Raw genomic sequence first — 25,950 nt, forward strand, 5'->3', positions numbered from 1 at the left:
GCATGCCCTTGACGGCGTGCGGGGTGCGCGGCCATGAACCCGCATGGCCGACCGAATTCCCCTCCAGCGCTACGGCGTGCTCTTTGTCCTGTCCTCCCCTTCGGGCGCGGGCAAATCGACCATCGCGCGCATGCTGATGAAATCCGATCCGCAGATCGCGCTGTCCGTCTCCGCGACCACCCGTAAACCGCGTCCGAACGAGAAAAATGGCGTCGATTATCACTTCGTGAGCGACGAAGAGTTCGATCAGCTGGTGTCCGACGATGCGTTTCTGGAATGGGCGCATGTGTTCGACCATCGCTACGGCACGCTCAAGGCTTCGGTGGAAAAGCTGCTCGAGGACGGCAAAGACGTGCTCTTCGATATCGACTGGCAGGGCGCGCAGCAGCTTCACCAGCGCGCCGGCAGCCAAGTGGCGCAGGTCTTCATTCTGCCGCCTTCAATCGAAGAGCTGCGCAGCCGCCTGAAAAAACGCGCCAGCGACAGCGACGAAGTGATCGCGGGACGCATGGCCCGTGCGCGCGCCGAAATCAGCCACTGGGACGGCTATGACTATGTCGTGGTGAACGACGATGTGGAGCGCTGCTTCACCGACGTGCAGACGATACTGCGCGCCGAACGCATGCGCCGCCGCCGCCAGACCGGCCTGATCGAATTCGCCCGCGAGTTGATAACGGACTGAACGAAAAAGGGCCTCGCATCGCTGCGAGGCCCCTTCTGTATTCCGATCCAGTGAGCCGGATCAGCCGCCGATCAGCGGCTGCACCACCGGGGCGAGCGAGGGATCGAGCGTGCCGGCCGTGTTCAGCGCGGTCGCAATCGACTTAACCTTCGCGTACCATTCCGGATCGGCAGTAACATTGTTCATGCCGATCGCGGCGGTCAGATAGGCATTGCCCAGCTGGCCGTTCGCCGGATTGGCATCGTAACCCGCCTTTGCAACTTCCGCGGCTTCCTTGAAGTACGGTCCGGCAGCCGGCTTGTCGCCGCCCTGCAGGATGATGTTGCCGGTGTTGTTGAGCGCACCGATCAGCGCCAGACGCGCGTTAACATCGTTCGGGTTCATCTCGAAGATCGCGCGGCGGGCAGGCACGGCCTCTTCAAGAAGCGCACCGACATTGGACATGTCACCGGTCTGCGCCTTACTGACGGCGACGGTGGTGAGCGCATCGGCAAGGAAGCCCTGGCTCTGCGCATCGCCCGATGCGGCCATCTTGCGGATGGTGTCGAGATGCGGCTGCAACGCGGCCACGGCACCAGCGAAATCGCCCGAAGCCTGTGCGGCCTGCGCCTTGGTGAAACCTTCGATCGCGGCATTGCGCATTTCAACCGGCACGCCGGCATCGTCCACTGCAACGGCGGCATCAGCCTCAGCCGTCACGCCGGCCTGCGCTGCACCGTCACCGGACATCAGTTCAGCATCGGTACCAGCCTGAACGTCGGCACCCGCTTCAGCGGACATATCGCCATGGTCCATCTGACTATGGTCCATCTTGCTGTGATCCATCTGTTCGGCCTGGTCCTGCGCCAGCGCGGGCGCAGCAATCGCGGACGATGCGAGCAGGGCTGCGGCAAGGATACGGGTCTTGGTAATGGGTCTTCTCCTCTGGTGGTTATCTGGCCACACGGCTTCGCAATCGCAAAAGCACGCGGGATTGGGTGATTTTTCGGCTCGGCCAAAGGGCCGCTTTCCTGTTCTGGTATAGTCGCAGGGAGATGAACCGAGCTTTTACGGCCGTGTCAACCTTGGGTCAGGGCCAATTCGCGGAACCGCCACGCGGCGGCGAAGTCAGCCCCGCGCGCTTCGCGGGCCTGAACCGCCAAGGCGTCTGCCCCCCAAAGCTGCTCCTGCCAAAGCTCATCCAGCACGGAGGCCTGCCATGCCTCGTCCGGCGTAATCGCGCCTTCGTCCACCGCCAGCATCAGCACCAGCGAACCGCTAATGGGTATGGTGCGCGCGAGACTGGCCAGCGCCCAATCGTCCCGCGCCGCCAGCGCCGCGGCCAGCCGTTCGAGCGTCTGCGGCGGCTGCCGCTGATGCATCACGCCGCTGGCCAGATGGAAATCGATGTCGAAACGCTGGCGCGCCCAGGCGAGCACGGGATCCCAGCGCGCAGCCTGGTGCTGCACCAGCTCCTCCGGATCGGCCGCGCGGTAATAGAGCAAATCCGTATCGCCATAGCCGGAAAGTTCGCGCTCGAAATCCGCCCTGCCCGGCGCGATCCGGTCGATCGCCGCATTTGCGAGACCGGTGAGCGGCATGGCCGCCGGATCGATCACCTCGCCCTGCGCGCGCCATTCCTCTGCCACCGCCTCGGCCAGTGCATCGGTGGGTAGGAGCAAGGCCTTGCGCGCCGGCGTGTTGACGGGCCTCCCATCCAGCAGGATTGTTCGGCCTCCGCCGCGAACCTCTACCGCGACATCCTTGTAGAACCGCTTCGTCATCGATCCTGCGCGCTCATTCGCCCGGCGTGCGCCATTGCGCGGATAAAAAGCGCGGCACGAACACGAAATCGGCAAAGCCCAGCACAATCAGTGCGATCCCGATCGGCCGCGGCGCGGGGATCAGCTCCAGAAAGACGAACAGCCCCACGATCACGGTGACCGCCCCCAGCAGGCGGGCGATCGATATGATGAAGAAGCGGGCCTTGGCGGGATCGTCGCTCATATCATGCTCTCCAAGATCGTCGAAATGTCCTGTGGGCGATCGGCCACCGCCTGCGCGCCGGCGCGCAGCAGCTCCGCCGGATCGTGATAGCCCCAGGCAACGCCCAGCGCATGCGCGGCGGCAGAACGCGCCATGACCATATCGAAACTGGTGTCGCCGATCACAATGGTTGTCTCCGGCTCCGCCCCGGCTTCCGCCATTGCCGCTTCGACCATCGCCGGATGCGGCTTGGACGGATGGCCGTCCGCCGTCTGAAGGGTCACGAACAGCGCGCTCAGTCCGTGGGTGTGCAGCAGACCATCGAGCCCGCGTTTCGATTTGCCGGTGGCAACGCCCAGCAACCAGCCCGCTTCGTCCAGCTGCGTCAGCACGCCCGCGATCCCGTCGAACAGCGGCTCCTCCAGCAAGCCGTTCTGCCGCATGGTGCGGAAGCGATCCTTATACCGCTCGACCAGCCCCATATGCAGCGCCTCGTCGCCCTCCGGCACAAGCACGCGCATCGCCTCGAAGAGGCTGAGGCCGACGATCCGGCGAATATCGCCGCGTACCGGAGCCTTGCGCTCCATATCCTCGAACGCGCCTTCCATGGACACGCAGATCGCCGCCTGGCTATCGGCCAGCGTGCCGTCGCAATCGAACAGGGCAAGGCGGTTGGCGATGGCGCGCTCCCCTTACTTACGCGCGTTGCGGGAGCTGCCGCGCTGACGGCGCTCGCCGCGCCGTTCCTTGCGGATCTGCTTGGCGTGCTGGCGCGCCTTCTGCTTCTTGATCTCGGGCGGCGTCTCCGGCGGACCATCGTCGAATGGCAGGTCGCCAAGCGCCTGATCGAAGCCCAGCTGCTCCATGCTCTCGGCAAAATGCTCGGGCAGTTCGGCAGTCACGTCGATCTTGCTGCCCTGCGGGCCGCCGATCTTCAGGCGCCGCGCATGCAGGTGCATCTTGCGGCTGATCGAGCCGGTCAGAAACGCTTCCTTGCTGCCATATTTCCCGTCACCGACGATGGGATGGCCGATCGCCGCCATGTGGACGCGCAGCTGGTGCGTGCGGCCGGTATAGGGCTGCAGCTCCACCCAGGCAGCGCGGTTGCCGGCGCGTTCGATCACGCGGTAGCGCGTCTTGGAGGGTTGGCCGTTCTCCTCGTCCACATGCATCTTCTCGCCGCCCGTGCCGGGCTGCTTGGCGAGCGGCAGTTCGATGATGCCGTCGGCGATGTCGGGCACGCCGATCACCAGCGCCCAGTAGATCTTGCGGGCCTTGCGCGTGGCGAAGTGCTTGCTGAAATAGGCCGCGCTACCGGGCGTGCGGGCGAGCAGGACGACGCCGGACGTGTCCTTATCCAGCCGGTGGACCAGCTTGGGACGCTGCTCGCTCCCCTCCTCCATCAGCGCATCGAGCATGCCGTCGAGGTGGCGCGTGGTCTTGGTGCCGCCCTGCGTGGCGAGGCCCGGCGGTTTGTTGACGAGGATGGCGTGCGCGTCCTTGTGGATCACGAGGGTTTGCGCATAGGCCTCCTCCTCCGGACTCAGCGGTTCGCGGCCACGGCGCGTCGGCGTGTCGCTCGGCGCTTCGGCGGGGGGAACGCGCAGCTCCTGCCCCTCGGCGATGTGATCGCCTACCTTGGCGCGCCCGCCGTCGACGCGGACCTGGCCGGTGCGCACCCAGCGCGAGACCAGGCCGAAGGGGATGTCCGGCATGTGCCGCTTGAACCAGCGGTCCAGCCGGATGCCGTTATCGTCCGCCTGCACGGTGAACACGCGCACCTCTTCCGATCCCTGCTTCATGCCGCCACTCCGCGTACCAGGAGGAGGCCCGCGAACAGCGCGCCGACCGACACCAGCACCGATGCCAGCGCATAGCCCGCCGCGCCCATCAGCGCGCCGCGCTCTACCATCTGCACCACCTCGAGGCTGAAGCTGGAGAAGGTGGTGAACCCGCCGAGCAGGCCGACGCCCAGGAGCAGCCGTGCGTTCTCCCCCGCGTTCATCCGCGCCATCGCGCCGACGAGCAGGCCCATGGCGAGCCCGCCGATCACGTTGGCGGCAAAGGTGCCCCAGGGCCAGCCGGGGCCGGTCAGCTGGAAAGTGAGCCGGCCGAGCTGGTAACGCAAGGCCGCGCCCACGGCGCCGCCGATCATGACGAGGAGGGTGTTCATGGGGCAGCGCCTTACGCGCCCCGCGCCCCCCTTAGCAAGCCGCCGCGCCCTTCGCGCATCGCGGCGCGCGCCTCAGCTGCCGCCGTTCGCGACGATATCCACCGCCGTGCCGCCGCCGGGACGCTCTGCAAAGGTGATGTAGTAGGCATTTTCCCCGCGCGTGCCGCCGAGCGCATGGTCGCCCTGCCGGATGACGTACTCCGCGTCATAGCCTGCGCCCTTCGCGCGGGTGTAGTAGTAGTCCACCACCTCGCGCATCGGGTTGGCGCTGACGAAGCTGACCACGCGGATCTCGCAGGCGGTGCCCGATGCGCCGGCGGCTTCCTGCACGCGGCCCTTGGGGTAGACGGGGAAGGCGGCGGGCATGCGGTTCGCCCAGCCCGCGCCATAGCTGAGCTTGCCGTCGCAGGACCCGGTGCGCGCCGCCTGCCGCGCGGCCAGCGTGCCGAGCGTGCGAGGCTTCGCGCATTCCTTGCACTCCTCCTCCTTCATCACGCGCGGCTCGGGCGCGTGCATCAGCTTCAGCCCGTCGAGGTCCGCCGCCGTCGCCTTGTCCCCCTGATAGCCGTTGTCCGGGGGCACCGCGCCGGTGCCGCCCGCATTCGCATCGCGCAGCGCGTTGCGGTTCGACTGATCGGTGAGGTTCGGATCGACCAGGATGGGGGAGTTCATCGCCTCGTTCACCGCGGGATCGGCATCGGCCCCCGACAGCTTGTCGTCGAGCTGGGCCACCTGCTGCTCGTTCGCCTCCTGATCGCCGCAGGCGGCGAGCGTGAGCGGCAGGCCGAACGCGGCGGCGGCGAGCAGGGCGGCGCGGACGGCGGCCATCGCGTGGTGGGTAGGGGCGGTCTGCAGGTCATCGGTCATTGGGCATCGGGCTCCATCGGTTCGGGCGCGATCTTTGCGTAGGACACGCCGCGCGGGAAGCCCGAAAGGCGGTTAACGCCGCCCCGAACCGGCCCCGCGAGCCGCGATCCGCGAGGATCGTGCCACGGCGGGACGGATGCCCCGCAAACCCTAATCCCCATGAGCCGCCCGGCCCAGCTTCACACTGCTTCACACTGTCCAGAGCGGGAAATTGTCCAGAGCAGGAAATTCGAAAGTCGACCGTCCTTTTTTTGACTGAGTATGACAGAACGGCATAGTCAGCATTTCCATCAGTCCTTTAAAATGAGCCCTGATCTTATAAGACCATCACACGCTTGTAGGACAGCGTTATGTCAGCTTCATTTTGCTAACATCCACCCCATCAGCGGCGTGCAACTCTGGCGTGAGTCTCTCATCAATCGCTACAACTTCGGTCGCAAAACGCCCTTGCTTGAAAGAGGAAAGAACAGATTGGCCGCTTGCCAAGGCAGCATAAAAGTTCACGGCAAACGCGGACGCAGCCATGTCTCCAACGCTGGATGTCATAACGACCGCTACGTCGACAATATCGAGAAGATTGCTGTTCAGGACTCCGGCGCTAGAGCAGGAGTTCAAGACAACAACTTTCGGGGGACTGTCGAATGAATCAAGAGCACGCACGAAGCTATCGAACGATAGAAAATGACTGCCCGCCAATACGCCCCCACTAACCGACGTCGCGATACCGCTGCTATTTCCATGTCCGGAAAAGTGCAAAACTTGTGGCTGATGGAAGTTTAGGTCCGCCAGCAAAGATTCAGCGGTTAAGTTTGGCGACTTCTCTATCTTAATATTTTCGCGAAAAAGCGTAGCTCTTATTTCTCGTTGCAGACGGGCAATTTCCTCGTCTAGATTTAGAAGTCCGTCACCCGAAGCATTAGAGTACGTATACAAAATTTTCACGGGAGAGCGTCTTCTGAGTTGCTTCCTAGAAATAGTCGGTTCAGGCTTAGTCGGCGAATTTCGGTTCGACCGCTTAGTCGGCAAATTCGCAGCGGCGACCCTATCATCAGCAAATTTAAGTATTTCTTTCTTATTAGCCCTTACCACTTCTATTTTACTATAAACATAGCGAGAACCATCATTCACGACACCCTTGTTCTCAGATTTCAGAATTAAGTTGTGCTTAGATAGATGATTTAAAGCGTTCGTAACTTGTTGTTTTTTAGGAAGTTTGAAGCTTGCTGCATCCATGATTTGAAAGATAGACTTAGGCTTGGAGCCGCGGCCATAAATAACGTTAAACACGCCCCGCCGAACTGCATTCGTGCCTAAATGCCTCGAAAGTCTTTGAATACTTTCTTCGTAATCTCCAGCTATATTTGTATGATCTGCCACTATTTTCAAGTCCGCTTAACGATCTTAGCCTAAATCATCTTTCTGATAGGAGGTAGACCGGCGCTCAGCCTAAAGGCGATCTCGTTTCAAGACCGACATTTCTCCCACGTATTCATTACATGCGATTAGCGACACAGATCACTAAATGCCCTTCAGTATATAAAGGTCCTGGGTATAGCTAATTTTCTGCTCGGCTATTTAGGTGAGCCCCCCCCCCAATCAGGGGCGGCCTTTGCAGCACCTTTCATCATGTTACTCAACTTTCCCGTGCTAATTTCAAGCGTTTTAGCGATCTGGGTTTGAGTATATCCCATGGCTAGCGACTGCATTATCATCAGTTTCTTGATCTGACCAAGCTCGTTCTCGATGCTGTCTATTTCTTTGTCGGTCATTCCATGCCCCCTTTTCGAACTTCTGTCAGAAGGCCTGGCGGAAACATCCGAGCGACGGTGGTTCGATCTAGCTCAAGAGCATCACCGATCTGGCTTGAGGTGAGACCCGACCTAGCAAGACCAAGGATCATTAATTTTTTGATGTCACGCAGATCATCATCAGAGCTTACATTCGACATGCCACCTCCCTATTAAGACCTATTCTTCATCTTCGACAAAGCTACGCTAACCGTATTTCGAGACGTCCCCAGTATTTCGGCAATTAGCGAACTGGACAATCCCGCGGCGGCTAAAAACTCAATCTTATCTTTTTGCCTCTCAAAGTTAGATACAAGCGCTTGAGCTTGGAGCCTGATTAGAATGTCAAGCTTATCAGCAATACCTTGTTCCACAGCCCACCCCTTATTTCCTTTTATCTGGCAAGAGATAGAGAAATCGAAGGTTGCCGTTCGCAAGACGAAATACGACGCCAGCTTCAATCCACCTGTTTACTAGCCGGCTGAAATTGCCTCGGTCATAACCGGTCAACTCGGCTATTTCACTCTGCGTTCTCAAACCAGTGCATGAGTTGTAGGCCAGCACTTGCTTAGAGCCATCACCGCTGGCAGCGATTAGACTAAAAAGTTCGTCCGGCGGAAAAACGGCACGCGCTGATGTCGCTAGAAGCGCCAGCATGACAGGCAACAAGTCTTCTTTCTCGTTCATATCGCCAAAGTATACTTCACGAACAGCGTTTCAATAGAAACAGTGCGCGATTTATGTGGATAACATGATACTCACAGCCCCAACTCCATAAATATCTGATTTCTAAGGATGAGTTTTCCCCTCATCCTTTCGCTGTTATCGAGCTTGCGAAATCTTTGTTTCCAGGCGTTGTGTTTTCGTGCTTTGTTCTGAAAGATTCGTTGTGTGCTGCGTAAGATTCCCCCCCGCCTTCAGTAATTCGACCCCCGCCCCAAACTGCTTTGTCTTCCCTATCGCCCCCGCAACCCTCCCCTCCCTTGCGCGTTGGCCCCGTAACGAGTAGCGCTTCGCGCGCATCTCTCCCCGTGCGCGCTTCGCGGCGCTGCACCCCCACAGACCAACCGGAGCATTCCCGTACATGACCCAGATCGGCCAAGACAGCCTGGACACCCGCGACACGTTGAGCGTGAACGGGCAGGATTATACCTATTTCTCGCTCGCCAAGGCGGCGAAGCTCGGCGATGTCTCGCGCCTGCCCTTCACGCTGAAGGTGCTTCTGGAAAACATGCTGCGCTTCGAAGACGGCGGCGCCTCCGTCTCCACCGAGGACGCGCAGGCCGTGGTCGACTGGCAGAAGGAGCAGCGCAGCGACCATGAAATTCAGTATCGCCCAGCGCGCGTGCTGATGCAGGATTTCACCGGCGTGCCCGCCGTGGTCGATCTGGCCGCGATGCGCGACGGCATCAAGGCGCTGGGCGGCGATGCGGAAAAGATCAATCCGCAGGTGCCCGTGCACCTCGTCATCGACCACTCCGTCATGGTGGACGAATTCGGCACGCCGCAGAGCTTCGAGGCGAATGTGGAGCGCGAATATGAGCGCAATCTGGAGCGCTACCAGTTCCTGAAATGGGGCAGCCGCGCGTTCGACAACTTCCAGGTGGTGCCGCCCGGCACCGGCATCTGCCACCAGGTGAACCTGGAATATATCGGCAAGGGTGCGTGGACGAGCGAAGGCAAGGACGGCAAGACCTATGTCTATCCGGACACGCTGGTCGGCACGGACAGCCACACCACGATGATTAACGGCCTGGGTGTGCTCGGCTGGGGCGTCGGCGGGATCGAGGCGGAAGCAGCCATGCTGGGCCAGCCGGTCTCCATGCTGATCCCCGAAGTCGTCGGCTTCCGCCTCACCGGCAAGCTGGCCGAGGGCATTACCGCCACCGATCTGGTGTTGACCGTCGTCCAGATGCTGCGCGAAAAGGGCGTCGTCGGCCGCTTCGTGGAGTTCTACGGCCCCGGCGTGGGCGCGCTGACGCTCGCCGACCGCGCGACCATCGCCAATATGGCGCCGGAATATGGCGCGACCTGCGGCTTCTTCGCGATCGACGACAAGACGCTGGAATATATGCGCCTAACGGGCCGCGACGATCAGACGATCGCGGTGACGGAGGCCTATGCCAAGGCGCAAGGGCTGTGGCTGGACCCGGACGTCGAGCCGGTGTTCACGAGCACGCTGTCGCTCGACATGGGCGAAGTCGTCCCCTCGCTCGCGGGCCCCAAGCGCCCGCAGGACCGCGTGCGGCTCGACCAGATGGACGATCAGTTCAACAAAGATCTGGTCGATGTCTTCTCCCGCCCCAAGGAAGGCGAGAGCGTCGCGGTGGACGGCGAGGATTACGAGTTCGCCGATGGCGACGTGGCGATCGCCGCGATCACCAGCTGCACCAACACGTCCAACCCCAACATCCTGATCGCCGCGGGCCTCGTCGCCAAGAAGGCGCGTGAAAAGGGCCTCAGCCGCCGTCCGTGGGTGAAGACCTCGCTTGCGCCGGGCAGCCAGGTCGTCACCGATTATCTGGTGGCGAGCGGCCTGCAGGACGATCTGAATGCGATGGGCTTCAACCTGGTCGGCTATGGCTGCACCACCTGCATCGGCAACAGCGGCCCCCTGCCCGCGCCGATCAGCGCCGCGATCAACGACAATGATCTGGTGGCGACATCGGTCCTTTCGGGCAACCGCAACTTCGAAGGCCGCGTGAGCCCGGACGTGCGCGCGAACTATCTCGCCTCCCCGCCGCTGGTGGTGGCCTATGCCCTGAAGGGTACGGTGCGCGAGGATATCTACGAAACGCCGCTCGGCACCGGCACGGACGGCCCGGTTTACCTGCGCGACGTGTGGCCCACCAACGAAGAGATCCAGGAGATGGTGCAGCAGCATGTCGGCCCCGACATGTTCGCCAGCCGCTATGCCGAGGTGTACGAAGGTGACGAGCGCTGGCGCGCGATCGACATCACAGGTGGCGACACCTATGATTGGCCTGCCGCCTCCACCTACATCCAGAACCCGCCTTATTTCGAAGGCATGGGCATGACGCCGGATGCCATCCAGGACATCCGCGATGCCAAGGTGCTGGCGCTGTTCGGCGATTCCATCACCACCGATCACATCTCGCCGGCCGGATCGATCAAGGTGGACAGCCCCGCGGGCGAATATCTGCGGGACCATCAGGTGTCGAAGACGGACTTCAACTCCTACGGTTCGCGCCGCGGCAACCACGAAGTCATGATGCGCGGCACCTTCGCCAATATCCGCATCAAGAACGAGATGGTTCCGGGTGTGGAGGGTGGCTACACCACCTATCAGGGCGAGCAGATGCCGATCTACGACGCCGCCATGAAGTACAAGGCGGAGGGCACGCCGCTCGTCGTCGTGGGCGGCAAGGAATATGGCACCGGCTCCAGCCGCGACTGGGCGGCGAAGGGCACCATCCTGCTCGGCGTCAAGGCGGTGATCGTGGAAAGCTATGAGCGTATCCACCGCTCCAACCTCGTCGGTATGGGCGTGCTGCCGTTGCAGTTCGCCGAGGGCGAAAGCCGCGAAAGCCACGGCATGACGGGCGATGAAACCTTCACCATCAAGGGGCTGGCGAACCTTTCGCCCCGCCAGATGGTCGAGGTGGAGATGACCCGCGCGGACGGATCGACCGAGACGTTCGAGGCGCTGTGCCGCATCGATACCGCGAACGAGATGGAATATTACCGCAACGGCGGCATCCTCCATTACGTGCTGCGCAACCTCGCCGCCGAATAAGCGGCACAGGGACGGGGCTTTCGAGGGGCCGGGCGCGCGATCGCCCGGCCCTTTTTCGTGCGCGCAACCATGACGGCCCGCCGCCGTTGGCTCGGGGAACACGCAAACGAAAAGGCCCCTCCCCCATGGAAAGCAATCTGAACCGCTTCGGCGGCATGAGCATCGTCGTGACCGGCGCGGCGTCCGGCATCGGCAAGGCGACCGTGGAGCGCTTCCTGTCCGAAGGCGCGAACGTCACCGCGCTCGGCCATCATCGCGACAAGCTAAAGGGTGCATTCGACGGCGCGAACAAGGAGCGGCTGCAGCTGCTGGACGGCGACGTCGCCGATCCGGATCTGGCACCGAAGGTCATCGCCGCCGCGGTGGATCGTTTCGGCGGCTTGGACGTGCTCGTCAACAATGCCGGCATGGGCACGGGCGGCACGGTGGAGGACATCAGCCTGGAGGACTGGAATCGGCAGATGGCGGTGAACGTCACCGGCTATTTCCTGATGGCCAAGGCCGCGATGCCCGAAATCCGCAAGACCAAGGGCGCGATCGTGATGACCAGTTCGGTCTCGGGCTTGGGCGGGGACTGGAGCTTCGTCGGCTACAACGCCTCCAAGGGCGCGATCACCAATATGGTGCGCGCGATGGCGCTGGACCATGCGGGCGAAGGCATCCGCGTGAACGCCGTCTGCCCCAGCATGACGAAAACCGGGATGACCGAGGGCATGATGGATAACGATGAGCTGCTCGACAAATTCCGCGAGCGCATCCCGTCTGGCCGCCCCGGCGAACCGGAAGAAATCGCGGCCGTCATCGCCTTCCTGGCCAGCAAGGACGCGGTCTGGGTGAACGGCGTGAACCTGCCCGTCGACGGCGGCCTCAGCGCCAGCAACGGCCAACCGCCACTGGGGTGAGGGAGTGGCAGTGGCTTTGGTTCCGTTACTGATCCGGTAGCAGACAGTCCGGTCTAGGCGAACGGTGCTGGCTAAGCGGCTATGACGCTGACCACTTGAAGGCGTCCATCGGCAGCAATTTGGATCGCGATCCAAAGGCAGCGCTTACCGTTGGAAAGCGAAGACTCACTCCGCCAGCCATCGATGTGACAAACCTGCCGCTTCCGATCGGGCGATAATGCCGATCGCACCTGTAAAGGATTGTTAGCGATTGGTGAGTATCGATTCGTGTCAAGCCAATGCTGCGCTATTCGTACCTTGTGCTCGGAGAACCTGGCTATGTTTCGTTTCAAGACTACGCCTCAGTCCCAGTGCGATGATGCTCTTTTAGAGCTCGTTAAGACCACGCAAGCAGTAATTCACTTCTCACCAGATGGAACGATACTCGACGCGAACGAGGCATTTTGCGAAACCGTCGGATACGAACTCGCCGAAATTAAGGGGCGCCATCATAGCTTATTTTGCTCGTCCGAATTAGTCGGCAGTCCAAAATACCAGGAGTTCTGGGCCGATCTCGGGGCCGGAAAGAGCTTTTCATCGCGCTTTCCGCGCGTCACCAAATCCGGCAAAGAAATTTGGCTTCAAGCGACATATGGCCCTGTCATCAATGCTCAGGGCGAAGTCGAACGGGTCGTCAAGATCGCTACGGACATAACTCCTCACTACAAGGCCATGAGCACTATTCTTGCGGCTATGCAGGCACTCGAGGATGGCCAGCTGGACCAGAAAGTCGCATCAACAGGGATTGAAGAAGTCGACTCTTTCGGCGAGGTTTTCAACGCTTCGGTCGCCAAGTTAGAAACGATGATCATGGCGGTGCGTGCAACCGCGAATGGGGTCAAGAAAGGCTCCGATGAAATCCGCGCCGCGTCCGAAGACCTCGCCTTACGCAACAAAGAACAGGCCGCCAGCCTTCAGGAAACCGCCACCTCAGTTAGATCTACGGTAGAGCTTACCCGCCAGTCGGCCGACAACGCGTCGGCCGCCAAAAGCGCAATCGCCCAGACCCATGCCCGTGTCACCGAAGGAGCAGCGGTGGTCGGCAAGGCGGTTGCGGCGATGGGGGCAATCAAACAATCAGCCAAGGAAATTACCGAGATCATCGATGTGATGGACGGAATTGCGTTTCAGACGAACCTGCTTGCTTTGAACGCGGGCGTCGAGGCCGCGCGCTCCGGCGAGGCGGGCAGAGGCTTTGCCGTGGTAGCCAGCGAAGTGCGCGCGCTCGCAGAGCGATCGGCCGACGCTGCGGGCAACATCAAGGCCCTTATTAACAAGTCCGCCGCTCATGTGGGCGAGGGCGTCAGCCTAGTGGGCGAGACCGGCACGCTGCTCGCCGAAATCGTAACGCAAATTGGTTCAGTCACCGCCCAGGTGAATGATATCGCCGAGACCACAGCGGAACAGGCCAATCATCTGGAGAAGGTGGACGTGGCAGTCAGTGCCATCGACGGCATGACGCAGCAGAATGCCGCCATGGTGGAGCAGGCGACGGCGGCCACTCGTAAATTGTCGTCCGAGGCACAGCGCCTCACCGAGCGGGTAGCCCAGTTCCAAGTCAGCGGGGGAGACCATCCTGCTCTAGCCGGTGCGACCGCGGCCCAGTTGCGTGAACGCATGCCTGCCTTCAAAAAGGCGTTACCTCTAAGAGCTAAGACGCCGCTGCCTCAATCTTTGACCGTCACAGGCAATCTCGCTCACAAACCAGCACTGGTCTCCGCGCAAGACACGGACGCTTGGGCCGAATTTTAGTTGTAGCGGTGATAGCGCTTGAGGCCTTCGCCTGAGGAAGCCGAGAGTTTACAGAAGAGCCTCGAAGACTGGCCATACCAGGCCATAATGGAAACGACCGCTCTCATTCGTTAGGCGCGACTAGACAATGTATGAGACTTGGGCGCAACGCTGACCTTAGCTCGGCCCACGACTAATGCCGAACCTGGCGGCGGGAACGGTCTTGACGATCGGCTGTTGCACTCCAAATCGCAAGCCATGCCTCGGGTGTGAAGTTGAAGAAGCGAAGAGAGTAGTTTAGCAGCTTCCGCTCTGCGGTTACTCTCACCGGAAATTCGGTGTCTCGATCAACTTTCGGATCGAACAAAAGGCGGCGGCAACACTTTCGCAATTTCCGCAGCCTCCCCCCTAGAAGAAATAGCCGGCCATGATCAGGAGCGATGTCTTCCAGCGGTCGTCGCCGCCTTGCGCGGCGCCGGAGACGAATTGGCCGGTGCCGACATAGGGATCGTTGCGGCCGATCAGGAATTCGGACCAGATTTTTATGCGCTGGCTGGCCTTGTCATTCCAATAGGCGCCCAGATTGATCCGCTGGGTATCGGCGAAGCCGGCATCGTCCTTCAGCATGTGGGTGTAGCTGCCGTACAGATTGACGGTGAACGGGAAGGCGCGGGTATCGATGCTGCGGCTGACCTCCCCGAACAGCATCGTGCTGCGCGCGCCAATGTTGTAGGAGGAATCATAATCACCCACCGCGATCAGATCGTCGCGGCCGGGGTTGCGCGGGTTGATCGCCTGCCGTGCGGCCAGCAGCCGCAACTGGAGCGGGCGGCGCGTATCGCGCAGGCTGATCGCATAGGCGCGGCGCGATCCGTTGCGATCCGTATCGTAATTGCGCACGCGTGAAGCCCAGGCGGAACCCGCCAGCGTCAGCGCGCCTTCTTCCGACGTGGCGAGCCGATAGCGGATGCGGCCCACGAACATATCCCGCTCACTATTGTCGGTCGCATCGGGCACATACGGGTCCGCCCGCACAATATTGACGCTGTAGCGCGCCGAGTCCCGGCTGATGCCGAAACCTGCTGGCCCCGTGGTCGGAAAATATCCCGCCGTCAGATCGAGCGGCCCGTCGGAATGGCTGGCGCTGATGCCGACATTGTAGACTTCCTCCAGCCCGTAAACGAAGCCCAGTGTGTTGTACCATGAGGAGCCCCAATAACGCTCGTCGAACGGCACGGACTGGAAGCCTACGGTCACCTTGTCCTGCGGCGTCAGCTTCACCCCGGCATAGGCAAAGGAGGGAAAGCTCACCTCGCCCGGATATCCGTCATAGCCGTTGGCGCGGCTGTAGATGAAATTGCCGCCGTAGAAACGATATTCGGCAGCCCCGAATAAAGTCGGCGAATCATAGTTCAGCGTCAGGATCAGCGTATCGAACGAAAGGTGCGTGGAGGTGTAGGGATCGCCCGATGGCCGGGCATCGTCGAACCGTACATCGAGCCGCGCGCGAATGCCGACTGTCAGCTTCAGGCGCGCCTGTTCGGCAGCCGATGTTTCAGCGGCAGCTGATTCAGGCGCCGTGACGGGGGCCGAGGGCGCGATATCCTCGCTTACCTCCGGTTCTCCAGTCAGCTGCGGCAGATCCTGCCCGGCGCGCGGCGCGGCATCGCGAAGGTCCGGCGTCGTAGCGGTGGCCGTGATGGGCAGCAGCGAGGGGGCGGCGCCTTCCGTGGCCTGCGCGGCGATGGCAGGTGCGGCCAGACCCAGCCAGATAGTGGATGCGGCAATGCCCAAAATTTATCTCCGGCCGGCACGTCGTCGCTGCCTGAACGATCGCGATCATAGGTGATTGTTCAGGAACTTGCGGCGTCCCCGTCTCCCCTGGTCGGATCGGCGCCGCCGTTCGCCTTTGCCCTCTCTTTTCCAGAAAATCACGCACCGATTGCAACATCGGCCCGGTCGGATGACATGCTCCCCTCTTTCATAGGGAGGAGGCCGGGCACTTCAGGCGGTCCGCTGATTTTCATGCAGATGGGCGGACCGGAAACGATCAGCGCCGTCCACCAGGACCGCCATGCCCTCATCCATGTTGCGGAAACGCTGCTCGGTCTCGTCCAAGGTGGTGAGGAGGGTGTTGATATCCTCGCTTACCGCAGTGATGCTATCGCGCATGGATGCCGCCGCCATCGCGGTTTCGTCGATCGTGCAGGCTACGGCGGTGACCTTCCGCTGCTGCTCCCCGGTCTTGGCTCGCACCGCTTGCGAGAGATCGTTGATGCCGACGATCGAGGATTCGATCTGGCTGTTCGCGCTGGAGGACTGAGCGGCGAGCTTGCGGATGCCCGCAAGATCGTTTTCCGTCTGCACTGCCGCGCCGGCAATCTGCTCGGCCAGGGATTTCACCTCTTCGGCGACCACGGCAAAGCCCCTGCCGGCATCTCCGGCCCGCGCTGCCTCGATCCGGGCGTTGAGCGACAGGAGGCGGCTTTGCGCAGCAAGCGACCGGATCCGGCCAAGCACATCGCTCGCGCTGCCGACATGGGTGACCAGTTGCTGGGAAATATGCTTACCGCTCTCGGCACTGTCGACCGCCACGCCCACCTGCGCCGTCACGCCGTCCAGATCGTCCAGCAACTTTTCGAAGACGAGTCCGATCTGACCGTTGGTCTCTGCCGCTTCCGCCATTGCAAGCGCGGACTGTTCCGTGGCGGCGGAAAACTCGGTCATACGCGCGGACGCCTCGCGCGCCGCCTTCAGACCATCGGCATGTCGGCGGCCCGTCTCTTCCGTCGCACCGGCGACAGAGGAGATGGTGGACTGGACTTCGCGGTGGAAGAGATCCGCCTCGGCCGCACGCTGCTCCGCCAGCGCAGCCAGGCGATGCTCCATCGTGACATCGTCATAGGTCAGGACGGCCCCTTCGCCCTCTTTCGGAAAGAAGCAGATTCTCAGGACAGTCCCATCATCATAATGATGGAAGATTTCCTTTTCTTCGCCCGACGCTTTCCAGATCTTATGGTTCTGGAAAATATTCTCTATCCGCTCGGGCGACCATCCCACATTCTTGCCGATACAGGTCAGAAGCTTGTGCAGACCGTCACCGGGCACGATGGTTCCCGGTTCGCAGTGGAACATGGCCAGCGTCTGTGGGCTGATCAGGAGCACCACCTCTTCCTCATCGAGCACGACCACGCCGTTACTGATATGGGCAAGGGCCCGGTCCCAGATGCTCGTTTGGCTCAATGCAGCGCCCCAAAAAAGAATCGTGCCCGCCAACGGGGCAAGGGTCACAGTCGCGGATCAGGGTTAAATCGGAATTAAGAACAATCCGTTTTGCCAAGCCTGACAATGCATTGCGGGCATCCGGTACCGTTCAGCCAGAGGGGCAGCGGTGCGCGGCGGTGACAAAGCCCGCAAGAGCAACCCAGCTCGCCCGATCGCGCATTTCATTGCGATGGGCACCCACACCCGCTCTCAGTCCCGGCGCGGGACAGCCAGCGCGGGGCCCATTCGCGCATGCGCGAAATGGTTAATTCTGTGCTAAGCCATACCCCGAAGCGGAGTCGCTGACGGCGGGGACGGGTCCTGCCGCGCGGGTCGCGACGGAGACGGGGCATGCGCATTTCCTTGAAATTCATGGCGGTTACGGGCGTGGTCGCGGCGGCCGCGGTAATTGCGACGCCCACGCTGGCGGCCGATCTGGCTCCCCCTGCTGCGCCCGATGCGCCCAAACTTGCCGAAACGTTCGCACCGACCGCGCATGGCGGCAAGGGCGGCGGACACTATCGTGGCGGATCGCGCGGCGGCTTCCGCGGCGGATATCGTGGCGGTTACAAGGGCGGCGGTCATTTCCGCGGCGGTTATCGCGGCGGCGGGCATGTTCGCGGCGGACGCACCATCTATCGCGGCGGCGGTTGGGGTGGCGGTTTTGGCGGCGGGTTCGGGGGCGGCTTCGTCGGCTGGTTCGGCGGCCCCGGTTATACGACCAGCCAGAACCTGACCTATCTCTGCTGGTACAACGGCGCCTATTATCCGCTGGAAGCCTGCAACAGCTATTTCGGCTATCAGGGTCAGCGCCGGGGCAGCTATTATTACTATTACCCGCAGGGCGCGGCCTATGGCGGCTATTACGGCCAGCCCGGCTACCCCTATGGTTATGCGCCAGGCGCGTACGGCTATGGCACCGCGCCGGACGGCTATGGCTATTCCTACGGCTACGGCCAAAACGGATATGATGGCGGCTATTATAACCAGGGCGATTACGATCGCGGCTATGACGCGCGTTACGACAGCCGGCGTTATGAACAGCGCTATGACGATCAGCGTTATGTTGGCCGTATAAGCGATGGCTATTATGGCTATGATTATCGCGGGGCCGCACATGATTGCTCCTGCGCTTGCAACGCCTGCGCAGCGGACGATCACCGGCACCATCGCTAAGGTCTCATGCAGCTGAAAGGCCGGCGATCACGCGGAACGCGGCGCTGGCCTTTTACCGGCGCCCTCGCCTAAAGTCCCGCCATGACCGCGGACCGTTTCTATTCGCTCCACACGCACGGCTTCGTGCGCGTGGCCACCGCCACCCCCGCGGTTCGCCCCGCCGATGTGGCGTTCAACCGCGATGCGATCCTGTCCGAAGCGAAACGCGCTGATGCCGCCGCCTGCGATCTGGTGGTCTATCCGGAGCTTTGCCTGTCCAGCTACGCGATCGACGATCTGCATCTGCAAGGCGCGCTGCTCGATGCGGTGGAGGACGCGGTGGCCGATCTGGCCGATGCCAGCGCAAGCCTCTGCCCGGTTCTTCTCATCGGCGCGCCGCTGCGCTTTCGTGGCCGCGTCTATAATTGCGCGATCGCGATTGCGCGGGGCCGCATTCTCGGCGTGGTGCCCAAGAGCTTCCTACCCAATTACCGCGAATATTACGAAAAGCGCTGGTTCTCCGCGGGACGCGATGTCGCGAACGAGGCGATGCTGCTGGCGGGCCAGACCGTGCCCTTCGGCAGCGATCTGATCTTCGAGGCAGAGGATCTGGCCGGCTTCTCCTTCCACATCGAGATTTGCGAGGATTATTGGGCGCCCATCCCGCCGAGCAGCCATGCCGCGCTGGCGGGTGCCACCATCCTCACCAATCTTTCGGCCAGCAACATCACCATCGGCAAGGCGGACGAACGCCATCTGCTCGCCCGCGCACAGAGCGCCCGCGCCGTCGCCGCCTACGCCTACAGCGCATCCGGGCCGGGCGAGAGCACCACCGATCTCGCCTGGGACGGACAGGGCATGATCTATGAACTGGGCGATCTGCTCACTCAGTCCACCCGCTTCGATCTGGAGCCGGAACTATGCATCACCGATGTCGATACGCAGCGCATCCTGAACGAGCGTGCGCGCATGCAGACCTATGGCGATGCCGCCGATCACGATGTCGAGGCCGTCCGCCGCTTCCGCCGCGTACGTTTTGCCCATGAGCCGCATTTCGCCGATCGCGGCCTCATCCGTCCCATCCGCCGCTTCCCCTTCGTGCCCAACCGGCCCGAACATTTGGATCAGGACTGCTACGAAGCGTTCAGCATTCAGGTGGAGGGCCTGCGCCGCCGGTTCGAAGCGACGCGCGCGAAGCACCTCATCATCGGCGTGTCCGGCGGGCTCGACAGCACCCATGCGCTGATTGTTGCGGCCAAGATGTGCGACAAACTGAAGCTGCCGCGCGACACCATCCTCGCCTTTACCATGCCCGGCTTCGCCACCGGGGAGGAGAGCAAGGGCAATGCCTGGAAGCTGATGGACGCGCTGGGTGTGAAGGCGGAGGAAATCGACATTCGCCCTGCCGCCACTCGGATGCTCGAAGATATGGGCCACCCCTTCAGCGAGGGCGAGCCGGTTTACGACGTCACCTTCGAAAACGTGCAGGCGGGCCTTCGCACCGATTATCTCTTCCGCCTGGCCGGGCAGCGGCAGGGCTTCGTGATCGGCACCGGGGACCTTAGCGAGATGGCGCTGGGCTGGTGCACTTATGGCGTGGGCGACCAGATGAGCCATTATGCCGTGAACACCGGCGTGCCCAAGACGCTGATCCAGTATCTTATCCGCTGGACCACGCGCACGGACCAGTTCGACGAGGCGACCGAAGAGGTGCTCGAAGCGATTCTGAATGCCGAAATCAGCCCCGAGCTGGTGCCCGCGGGCGAGGACGGCAAAGTCCAGAGCACGGAGGACCAGATCGGCCCCTACGCCCTGCACGATTTCTTCGTCCATCACATCGCGCGCTACGGGCAGAAGCCGAGCAAGGTCGCCTTCCTGGCTTGGCACGCCTGGCACGACGCCGAGCATGGATATTGGCCGATGGGCTTTCCGACAGACAAACGCATGGCCTATGATCTGTCCACGATCCGCCGCTGGCTGGAGGTGTTCTGCAAGCGCTTCTACGGCTTCAGCCAATATAAGCGCTCCGCCCTTCCCAACGGCCCAAAGGTCAGCGCCGGCGGCGCGCTAAGCCCCCGCGGAGACTGGCGCGCCCCCAGCGACGCCAGCGCCAATTTGTGGCTGGCCGAGTTGCGGGACAATGTGCCGGAAGCGTAATTCCGCGCCAGGGGATCGAACCGCGCCGAGCGACGATTCGTCCGCGCTGCATGTTCGATAATTCGATCGGTAGCTGCGAAAGAACCGATTTGCCCTCAATCGATCCGAGCGCCCCTCCTGGCTCGATATAAAAACGGTTATGCCAATTTTACCAGGTCCATTCGGACGTCTGGATGTGAGCGACCCGAGCACCGCGCAAGAAACTCGCAGCATTTGCGGCCTGATATTGGACCGGGCGGAACGCAGGATTCACTTTCCAATTTGCCTTTTACCAAAGCGAGCAACTTAAGGGTTTTGGGCCTTGTCTGTTTATTATCAAGTTTTTGCTAAATAGATATCAGTTACTATTTCGAGACCACTTAAGTTCATCGCAGTGAACTGTAACAAAAACAGCACAGATCACTTGGAAACGTAACAACTCTTTCAAATTGCTTTGCTGGCAAAAAGGTTCGGTTCCAAGACCTGCGGGTTGCACACGCTCGGGCAAGAGCGGGGGCAAGCGTTAAGGAAACGGGGAACGATAGAGATTGCCCGTCTCCTTTTGAAAAGGACCACCCAAGTGAAAAACAGCTATCTCTCGGCACTGCTGCTCGGCTCGGCCCCGTTCGCACTGCTTTCCAGCCCTGCGCTGGCTCAGTCTAACCAGGCAACCACGTTGCCCTCCAACAACCAGTCAACTGCGACCAGCGCGGACGATGAAGCGGACGCAAATGACGATCAGAACACGATCGTCGTCACCGGCTCGATCCTGCGTCAGACCGATGTTGTAACGCCCTCGCCCGTCACCACAGTCACGGTTGAGAACCTGGATCAGCGCGGCATCAGCACGGTGCAGGAAGGCCTGCAAATGCTGGCCTCCAACAACGGCCCGGCGCTCACCAACAGCTTCACCGCCAATGGCGCGTTTGCAGGCGGCGCTTCTGCTGTTTCGCTTCGCGGCCTATCGACAAACAGCACGCTCGTTCTTTTCGACGGACTGCGCGCCGCTTATTACCCGCTGGCCGATGACGGCTCGCGCAACTTCGTCGATCTCAACACCATTCCTGATGATATCGTTGATCGGGTGGAAGTGCTGCGCGACGGTGCTTCGGCGGCATATGGTGCCGACGCAATCGCTGGCGTGGTCAACATTATCACGAAGCGCGAATTCAACGGCCTGGCAGGCCGTGCAGAAGCCGGCATTTCTGAGCGCGGCGACGCCGGCGTCTACCGCCTCGGCGTGACGGTTGGTCATGGCGATCTCGCCAATGACGGCTTCAATGCCTATCTGTCCGGTTTCTACTATCGCAGCGAAAGCCTGCGCAATGCGGACCGTCCCTACCCCTTCAATTCGGACGACTTGCGCGCGCTGGGCGGCCCCAACAACACGCTGAACGGCATCGACGCGAGCGGCAATTTCCCTGGTCTTTCGACCGCGGCAAACTTCCTTGTGCGTCCTTACAACGCCACGAACACGACCGCGCAGGGACGCTATGTAAATCTCGGTCCGTGCTCGACCGGTACGTTCACCACCCTTACTGACGCGCAGTTCAATAGCTCGGCGACCACGCCGCGGCAGGTTTGTAACGTCGATTACACGCAGCAATATGGCATCATCACGCCGCAGATCGAGCGCTTCGGCGGTTCCGGACGCGCCACCTTCAAGTTCGGCGATACCGGCGAGGCTTATGGCGAAGTCAATTTCCAGCAGAGCACTTCGAGCTACACGGGTTTCCCCGGCGTCTTCTTCGGCAATGCTCCTACCGGCATCAACTTCCCGCAGTTCTCCACGGCGAACAACTCCGCGATCCGTGCACCCGGCTCTTTTGCCCTCACGCTTCCGGTTTATGTCTGCGCCAGCGGTGTCGGCAGCGCAAACGGTCTGAATACCGGCTGTAACGCAACCAATGGCCGTCTGAACCCGAACAACCCGTTCGCGGCGCAGGGCCAGGTTGCGCGTCTAATCGGCCGCGATCTGGACACCCCCACGTTCAACCAGACCCGCAGCCGCGTCTATCGCGGTGCCATCGGCGTGCGCGGCAACATCACGCCGGATATCCAGTACGATATCGGCGCGACCGCCATGCACACGGATCTGCAGCGTCGGCGCGAGGGTTATGTTTACATCGCCAACCTGCTAACCGCGGTTGCCCAAGGCACGTTCAACTTCGTGAACCCGTCGCTCAACACGCAGGCTCAGAACGATTTCGTGCGCCCCACGAGCATCGCCAATGCAAGTTCTGACCTGTATCAGCTGCAAGCCGTTGTCACGAGCCGTCTGGCCGAACTGCCCGGCGGTCCGCTTCAGCTGGGTGTTGGCGGAACGATCTATTACGAAGCGGTAGACGCGCCCAGCGGCAACCCGGACAATTTCGGACCGACGCAGCGTTACTTCTCGCTCAACGCGTTCGGCACCACCGGCAACCGTACGGTGAAGGCGGCGTTCGCTGAACTTCAGGCGCCGGTGCTCGATATCCTCGATATCCAGCTTGCCGGCCGGTACGACAGCTATTCCTCGGGTCAGAACTACTTCTCGCCCAAAGCCGGCTTCAAGTTCACGCCTATCCGCCAGCTGGCCATTCGCGGCACCTACTCCAAGGGTTTCCGCATCCCGTCCTTTGGTGAAGCAAATGCTTTGCCGACGACGGGTTACGTCACCAACAACGCATCGCTTTTCAACGATGCGTATCTGGCGCAATACGGCTGTACCGTCGCAACCTTCGCCACCTGCCCGACCTACATCCGGTCCGGTTCCTATGGCCAAACCACGTTGGCTAGCCCGAATCTCGATCCGGAAAAGTCGCGCTCGTTCACGGGCGGCATCGTGTTCGAACCGATCCGGAACCTGTCCTTCTCGGTTGATTACTACAACATCAAGAAGACCGGTGCGATCACGCAGCCAAGCAACTCGCCCGCACTGTTGGCTTATTATAACGGCCAGGCCATTCCCGCCGGCTACACCGTCATTCCCGACGCACCCGACGTGAACAATCCCAATGCCACGCCGCGAGTTGCCTTCGTGCAGTCGCAGCTCATCAACGCCAACACCATCCGCACCTCGGGTATCGACGGCTCGATCAGCTTCAACCGCGAGTTCGGCAATGTGCGCTTCGGCAGCTATCTGGACGCCACCTACATCCTGCGGCTCGAAACCGAGTTCCCGGACGGCACGGTGGAACGTTATGATGGCACGCTGGGTAACTTCAACCTGACCGCCGGATCGGGCACGCCCAAGTTCCGCGGCACCTGGCTGAACAGCATTGAAGTGGACAATGTTCAGCTGAACGCGACGGTGAACTATTTCGATGGTTACAACCTGTCGGCTGTAGACCAGGGCACTGGATATAAAGACGGCGGCCTGAACCCCGGTTATTCGCCCACCGGCGACAATGTTCCGGAATATGTAACGGTCGACCTCGGCCTGCGCATCAAGGCGACCGACGAGTTCACGTTCACCGCGAACGTGCTGAACCTGTTCGACAACCTGCCGCCGATCGACGTCGTCACCTACGGCGCCCACCTGTACAACCCGGTTCAGGGTGGCACGGGCATCCTCGGCCGCTTCTTCAAGGCTGGCGTGCGCGTCGGCTTCTAATCGGCGGCTATACAACAAAAATGAGGCGGCGTCGCGAGACGCCGCCTTTTGAATGCCAGCCTGCTCCCGGACTTTGAACTGCGCGAGATTTTGCGAGAGTAAAAACGCTGCGCCGCGCGGGCGTTAACGCCAAATTGATCATCTTCCTCCATTCAGGGGAGAATGACGGGGAAAAACAACTTGAAGGCCGCCTGCCAAGGCTGCCGCGACGGCGCTGCGCTGGACTTCGACATTTCGATGGCATTCCAGCCGATCTTCGATGTGCAAACGGGGCGGCCTTGGGCTTTCGAGGCGCTGGTGCGCGGGCCGCAGGCGCAATCGGCTTGGTCCATCCTGGAAAAGGTTTCTGCCGAAAATCGCTACAGCTTCGATCAGCGCTGCCGTGTGGTGGCAATCGAACGCGCCGTGAAAGCGGGCATCCTGGATACCGATGCGCGGCTGTCTATCAACTTCTTACCTAATGCCGTCTACTCGCCCAAGGCCTGCATTCAGCTGACGCTCCGCACCGCGGAGATTTGGAGCTTCCCGACGAGCCGCCTGATGTTCGAGTTCACCGAGAACGAGAAGATGGGCGATACAGCCCATGTCCGGTCGATCATCGACAGCTACAAGGAAATGGGCTTCACCATCGCGCTCGACGATTTCGGTTCAGGCTATTCCGGGCTGAACCTGCTCAGCGAATTTCAGACCGACGTGATCAAACTGGATATGGAGCTGGTCCGTAATATCGACCGTAGCATGCCTCGCCAGATGATCGTGGAAAGCATGGTCGCGCTGTGCAAGCGCATGGGGATCGCAGTGATCGCCGAAGGGATCGAGACCGAGGCCGAATATCGCTTCGTGCGCGATATGGGGATCGATCTGATTCAAGGCTATCTGCTGGCCAAGCCGGGCTTCGAAATGCTACCCGAACTCCAGTGGATGGAACCGCAGCCGGTGCCGCTGCGCCAGGCGAGCTGACCCCGCCCGGCGCGACCAAGCTGCTTCGGCGCGCCGCTTACAGCGTGCGGATGATGCCCGAAAAGTCCTTCCGTTCGTGGCCATCGTCCACGAACGCTTCGTAAAGCTCTTTCGCCTTGCTGCCCATCGGCACCTTGGCGTTCGCCGTCTCGGCCGCTTCCATGGCGAGACGCAGATCCTTCAGCATGAGCCCTGCGGCAAACCCGCCGTCATAATCATTATCCGCCGGGCTTTTGGGGCCGACGCCGGGGACAGGGCAGTAGCTGGTCATCGACCAGCTCTGCCCTGAGCTGACCGAGGCGATGTCGTAGAATTTCGCCGGATCGAGCTTCAGCTTTTCAGCCAGCGCAAAGGCTTCGCAGGTGGCGGCCATCGTCGCGCCCAAAATCATGTTGTTGCACATCTTGGCGGCCTGGCCGGTACCGTTGGTGCCGGCGTGGATCACCGCCTTGCCCATGTCCTTCAGGATCGCCTCGGCGCGTTCGAATCCCTCGTCCGATCCCCCGACCATGAAGGTGAGCGTGCCGCCCTCGGCCGCCGCGATGCCGCCGGATACGGGCGCGTCGACGGCGACCAGCCCTTTGTCCTCCGCCGCTTCCGCCACCGCACGCGCGGTTTCCACATCGATGGTGGAGCAATCGATCAGCAGCGTGCCTTCCTTGGCATGGGCGAATACGCTTTCCTGATAGACCGCCTGCACATGTTTTCCGGCAGGCAGCATGGTGACCACTGCGGCCACGCCTTCCACCGCCTCGCCCGCGCTGCCCGCGATCGCGCAACCCGCCGCCTTAGCCTTGGCCAGCGCGTCTTCGGACAGGTCAAAGGCTTTCACCTCGTGCCCCGCCTTGGCGAGGTTCGCGGCCATCCCGCCGCCCATATTGCCGAGGCCGATGAATGCGATGGCGGTCATATGATACTCTCCGTTCGTGAAACTCTA

The 25,950-nt window shown here is 61.5% G+C and carries 21 protein-coding genes; 8 read left to right on the forward strand and 13 right to left on the reverse strand.

Annotated elements, in window-relative coordinates; translation table 11 throughout:
• The first annotated feature begins 43 nt into the window (after window positions 1-43).
• The gene (gmk, locus tag H7X45_RS08280) at window positions 44-682 is read left to right on the forward strand and encodes a guanylate kinase (protein ID WP_187334443.1); all 639 of its coding nucleotides are present in this window, start codon (window positions 44-46) and stop codon (window positions 680-682) included.
• A 60-nt stretch (window positions 683-742) separates the two neighbouring features.
• Here the strand turns inward: gmk and H7X45_RS08285 are convergent, their stop codons facing one another.
• The 10 genes from H7X45_RS08285 to H7X45_RS08330 all read right to left on the reverse strand — a co-directional run bounded on the left by H7X45_RS08285 (window position 743) and on the right by H7X45_RS08330 (window position 8,161).
• On the reverse strand, window positions 743-1,627 hold the full coding sequence (locus tag H7X45_RS08285) for a hypothetical protein (RefSeq protein WP_187334444.1): 885 nt from the start codon (window positions 1,625-1,627) through the stop codon (window positions 743-745).
• A gap of 113 nt (window positions 1,628-1,740) precedes the next feature.
• Complete coding sequence (locus H7X45_RS08290; protein ID WP_187334445.1) at window positions 1,741-2,445, reverse strand: ATP12 family chaperone protein; 705 nt, start codon at window positions 2,443-2,445, stop codon at window positions 1,741-1,743.
• Window positions 2,446-2,458: 13 nt separating this feature from the next.
• The gene (locus tag H7X45_RS08295) at window positions 2,459-2,668 is read right to left on the reverse strand and encodes a hypothetical protein (protein ID WP_187334446.1); all 210 of its coding nucleotides are present in this window, start codon (window positions 2,666-2,668) and stop codon (window positions 2,459-2,461) included.
• The gene (locus H7X45_RS08300; RefSeq protein ID WP_187337062.1) at window positions 2,665-3,327 is read right to left on the reverse strand and encodes an HAD-IA family hydrolase; all 663 of its coding nucleotides are present in this window, start codon (window positions 3,325-3,327) and stop codon (window positions 2,665-2,667) included. Before H7X45_RS08300 ends, H7X45_RS08295 begins: the two co-directional genes overlap by 4 nt.
• Before the next feature lie 12 nt (window positions 3,328-3,339).
• Window positions 3,340-4,449, reverse strand: coding sequence for an RluA family pseudouridine synthase (locus tag H7X45_RS08305; RefSeq protein ID WP_187334447.1), 1,110 nt, complete (start codon window positions 4,447-4,449; stop codon window positions 3,340-3,342).
• Window positions 4,446-4,820: a fluoride efflux transporter CrcB gene (gene crcB, locus H7X45_RS08310; protein ID WP_246449401.1), complete on the reverse strand. Its 375-nt coding sequence runs from the start codon at window positions 4,818-4,820 to the stop codon at window positions 4,446-4,448. The genes H7X45_RS08305 and crcB overlap by 4 nt, the downstream gene beginning before the upstream one ends.
• Window positions 4,821-4,892: 72 nt before the next feature.
• On the reverse strand, window positions 4,893-5,687 hold the full coding sequence (locus tag H7X45_RS08315; RefSeq protein WP_187334448.1) for a hypothetical protein: 795 nt from the start codon (window positions 5,685-5,687) through the stop codon (window positions 4,893-4,895).
• A 348-nt stretch (window positions 5,688-6,035) separates the two neighbouring features.
• Window positions 6,036-7,064 (reverse strand): CHAT domain-containing protein, encoded by a 1,029-nt coding sequence (locus tag H7X45_RS08320; protein ID WP_187334449.1) that lies wholly within the window; start codon window positions 7,062-7,064, stop codon window positions 6,036-6,038.
• Between the two features lie 194 nt (window positions 7,065-7,258).
• Entirely contained in the window at window positions 7,259-7,456 is a 198-nt protein-coding gene (locus H7X45_RS08325) for a hypothetical protein (RefSeq protein ID WP_187334450.1), read from the reverse strand.
• Between the two features lie 402 nt (window positions 7,457-7,858).
• Window positions 7,859-8,161, reverse strand: coding sequence for a MarR family transcriptional regulator (locus tag H7X45_RS08330; RefSeq protein ID WP_187334451.1), 303 nt, complete (start codon window positions 8,159-8,161; stop codon window positions 7,859-7,861).
• 397 nt (window positions 8,162-8,558) lie between these two features.
• Here H7X45_RS08330 and acnA point away from each other — a divergent pair, with 397 nt between their 5' ends.
• From acnA to H7X45_RS08345, 3 genes are all read left to right on the forward strand, one after another.
• A complete protein-coding gene (gene acnA / locus H7X45_RS08335) occupies window positions 8,559-11,231 on the forward strand; it encodes an aconitate hydratase AcnA (RefSeq protein WP_187334452.1) in 2,673 nt (890 codons plus the stop codon).
• A gap of 125 nt (window positions 11,232-11,356) precedes the next feature.
• Entirely contained in the window at window positions 11,357-12,133 is a 777-nt protein-coding gene (budC, locus tag H7X45_RS08340; protein ID WP_214645478.1) for a meso-2,3-butanediol dehydrogenase, read from the forward strand.
• A gap of 318 nt (window positions 12,134-12,451) precedes the next feature.
• Window positions 12,452-13,924 (forward strand): methyl-accepting chemotaxis protein, encoded by a 1,473-nt coding sequence (locus H7X45_RS08345; RefSeq protein ID WP_187334453.1) that lies wholly within the window; start codon window positions 12,452-12,454, stop codon window positions 13,922-13,924.
• A 387-nt stretch (window positions 13,925-14,311) separates the two neighbouring features.
• Here H7X45_RS08345 and H7X45_RS08350 read toward each other — a convergent pair whose 3' ends face one another.
• Complete coding sequence (locus H7X45_RS08350) at window positions 14,312-15,697, reverse strand: hypothetical protein (RefSeq protein ID WP_246449402.1); 1,386 nt, start codon at window positions 15,695-15,697, stop codon at window positions 14,312-14,314.
• A gap of 210 nt (window positions 15,698-15,907) precedes the next feature.
• Window positions 15,908-17,146: a methyl-accepting chemotaxis protein gene (locus H7X45_RS08355; protein ID WP_187334454.1), complete on the reverse strand. Its 1,239-nt coding sequence runs from the start codon at window positions 17,144-17,146 to the stop codon at window positions 15,908-15,910.
• A gap of 372 nt (window positions 17,147-17,518) precedes the next feature.
• Here H7X45_RS08355 and H7X45_RS08360 point away from each other — a divergent pair, with 372 nt between their 5' ends.
• From H7X45_RS08360 to H7X45_RS08375, 4 genes are all read left to right on the forward strand, one after another.
• Window positions 17,519-18,343 (forward strand): hypothetical protein, encoded by an 825-nt coding sequence (locus tag H7X45_RS08360; protein ID WP_187334455.1) that lies wholly within the window; start codon window positions 17,519-17,521, stop codon window positions 18,341-18,343.
• Between the two features lie 81 nt (window positions 18,344-18,424).
• Window positions 18,425-20,479 carry an NAD(+) synthase gene (locus H7X45_RS08365; protein WP_187334456.1) on the forward strand — a complete coding sequence of 685 codons (2,055 nt, stop codon included), beginning with the start codon at window positions 18,425-18,427 and terminating at the stop codon, window positions 20,477-20,479.
• Window positions 20,480-21,038: 559 nt separating this feature from the next.
• Window positions 21,039-24,053 (forward strand): TonB-dependent receptor domain-containing protein, encoded by a 3,015-nt coding sequence (locus H7X45_RS08370; protein ID WP_187334457.1) that lies wholly within the window; start codon window positions 21,039-21,041, stop codon window positions 24,051-24,053.
• Window positions 24,054-24,215: 162 nt separating this feature from the next.
• Window positions 24,216-25,013 (forward strand): EAL domain-containing protein, encoded by a 798-nt coding sequence (locus H7X45_RS08375; RefSeq protein WP_425498163.1) that lies wholly within the window; start codon window positions 24,216-24,218, stop codon window positions 25,011-25,013.
• A gap of 37 nt (window positions 25,014-25,050) precedes the next feature.
• On the opposite strand, the gene mmsB is transcribed toward H7X45_RS08375, so the two are convergent.
• Window positions 25,051-25,923 carry a 3-hydroxyisobutyrate dehydrogenase gene (gene mmsB / locus H7X45_RS08380; protein ID WP_187334458.1) on the reverse strand — a complete coding sequence of 291 codons (873 nt, stop codon included), beginning with the start codon at window positions 25,921-25,923 and terminating at the stop codon, window positions 25,051-25,053.
• Window positions 25,924-25,950: the final 27 nt, after the last annotated feature.

Source organism: Novosphingopyxis iocasae (genome assembly GCF_014334095.1).
GTDB classification, from domain to species: domain Bacteria; phylum Pseudomonadota; class Alphaproteobacteria; order Sphingomonadales; family Sphingomonadaceae; genus Novosphingopyxis; species Novosphingopyxis iocasae.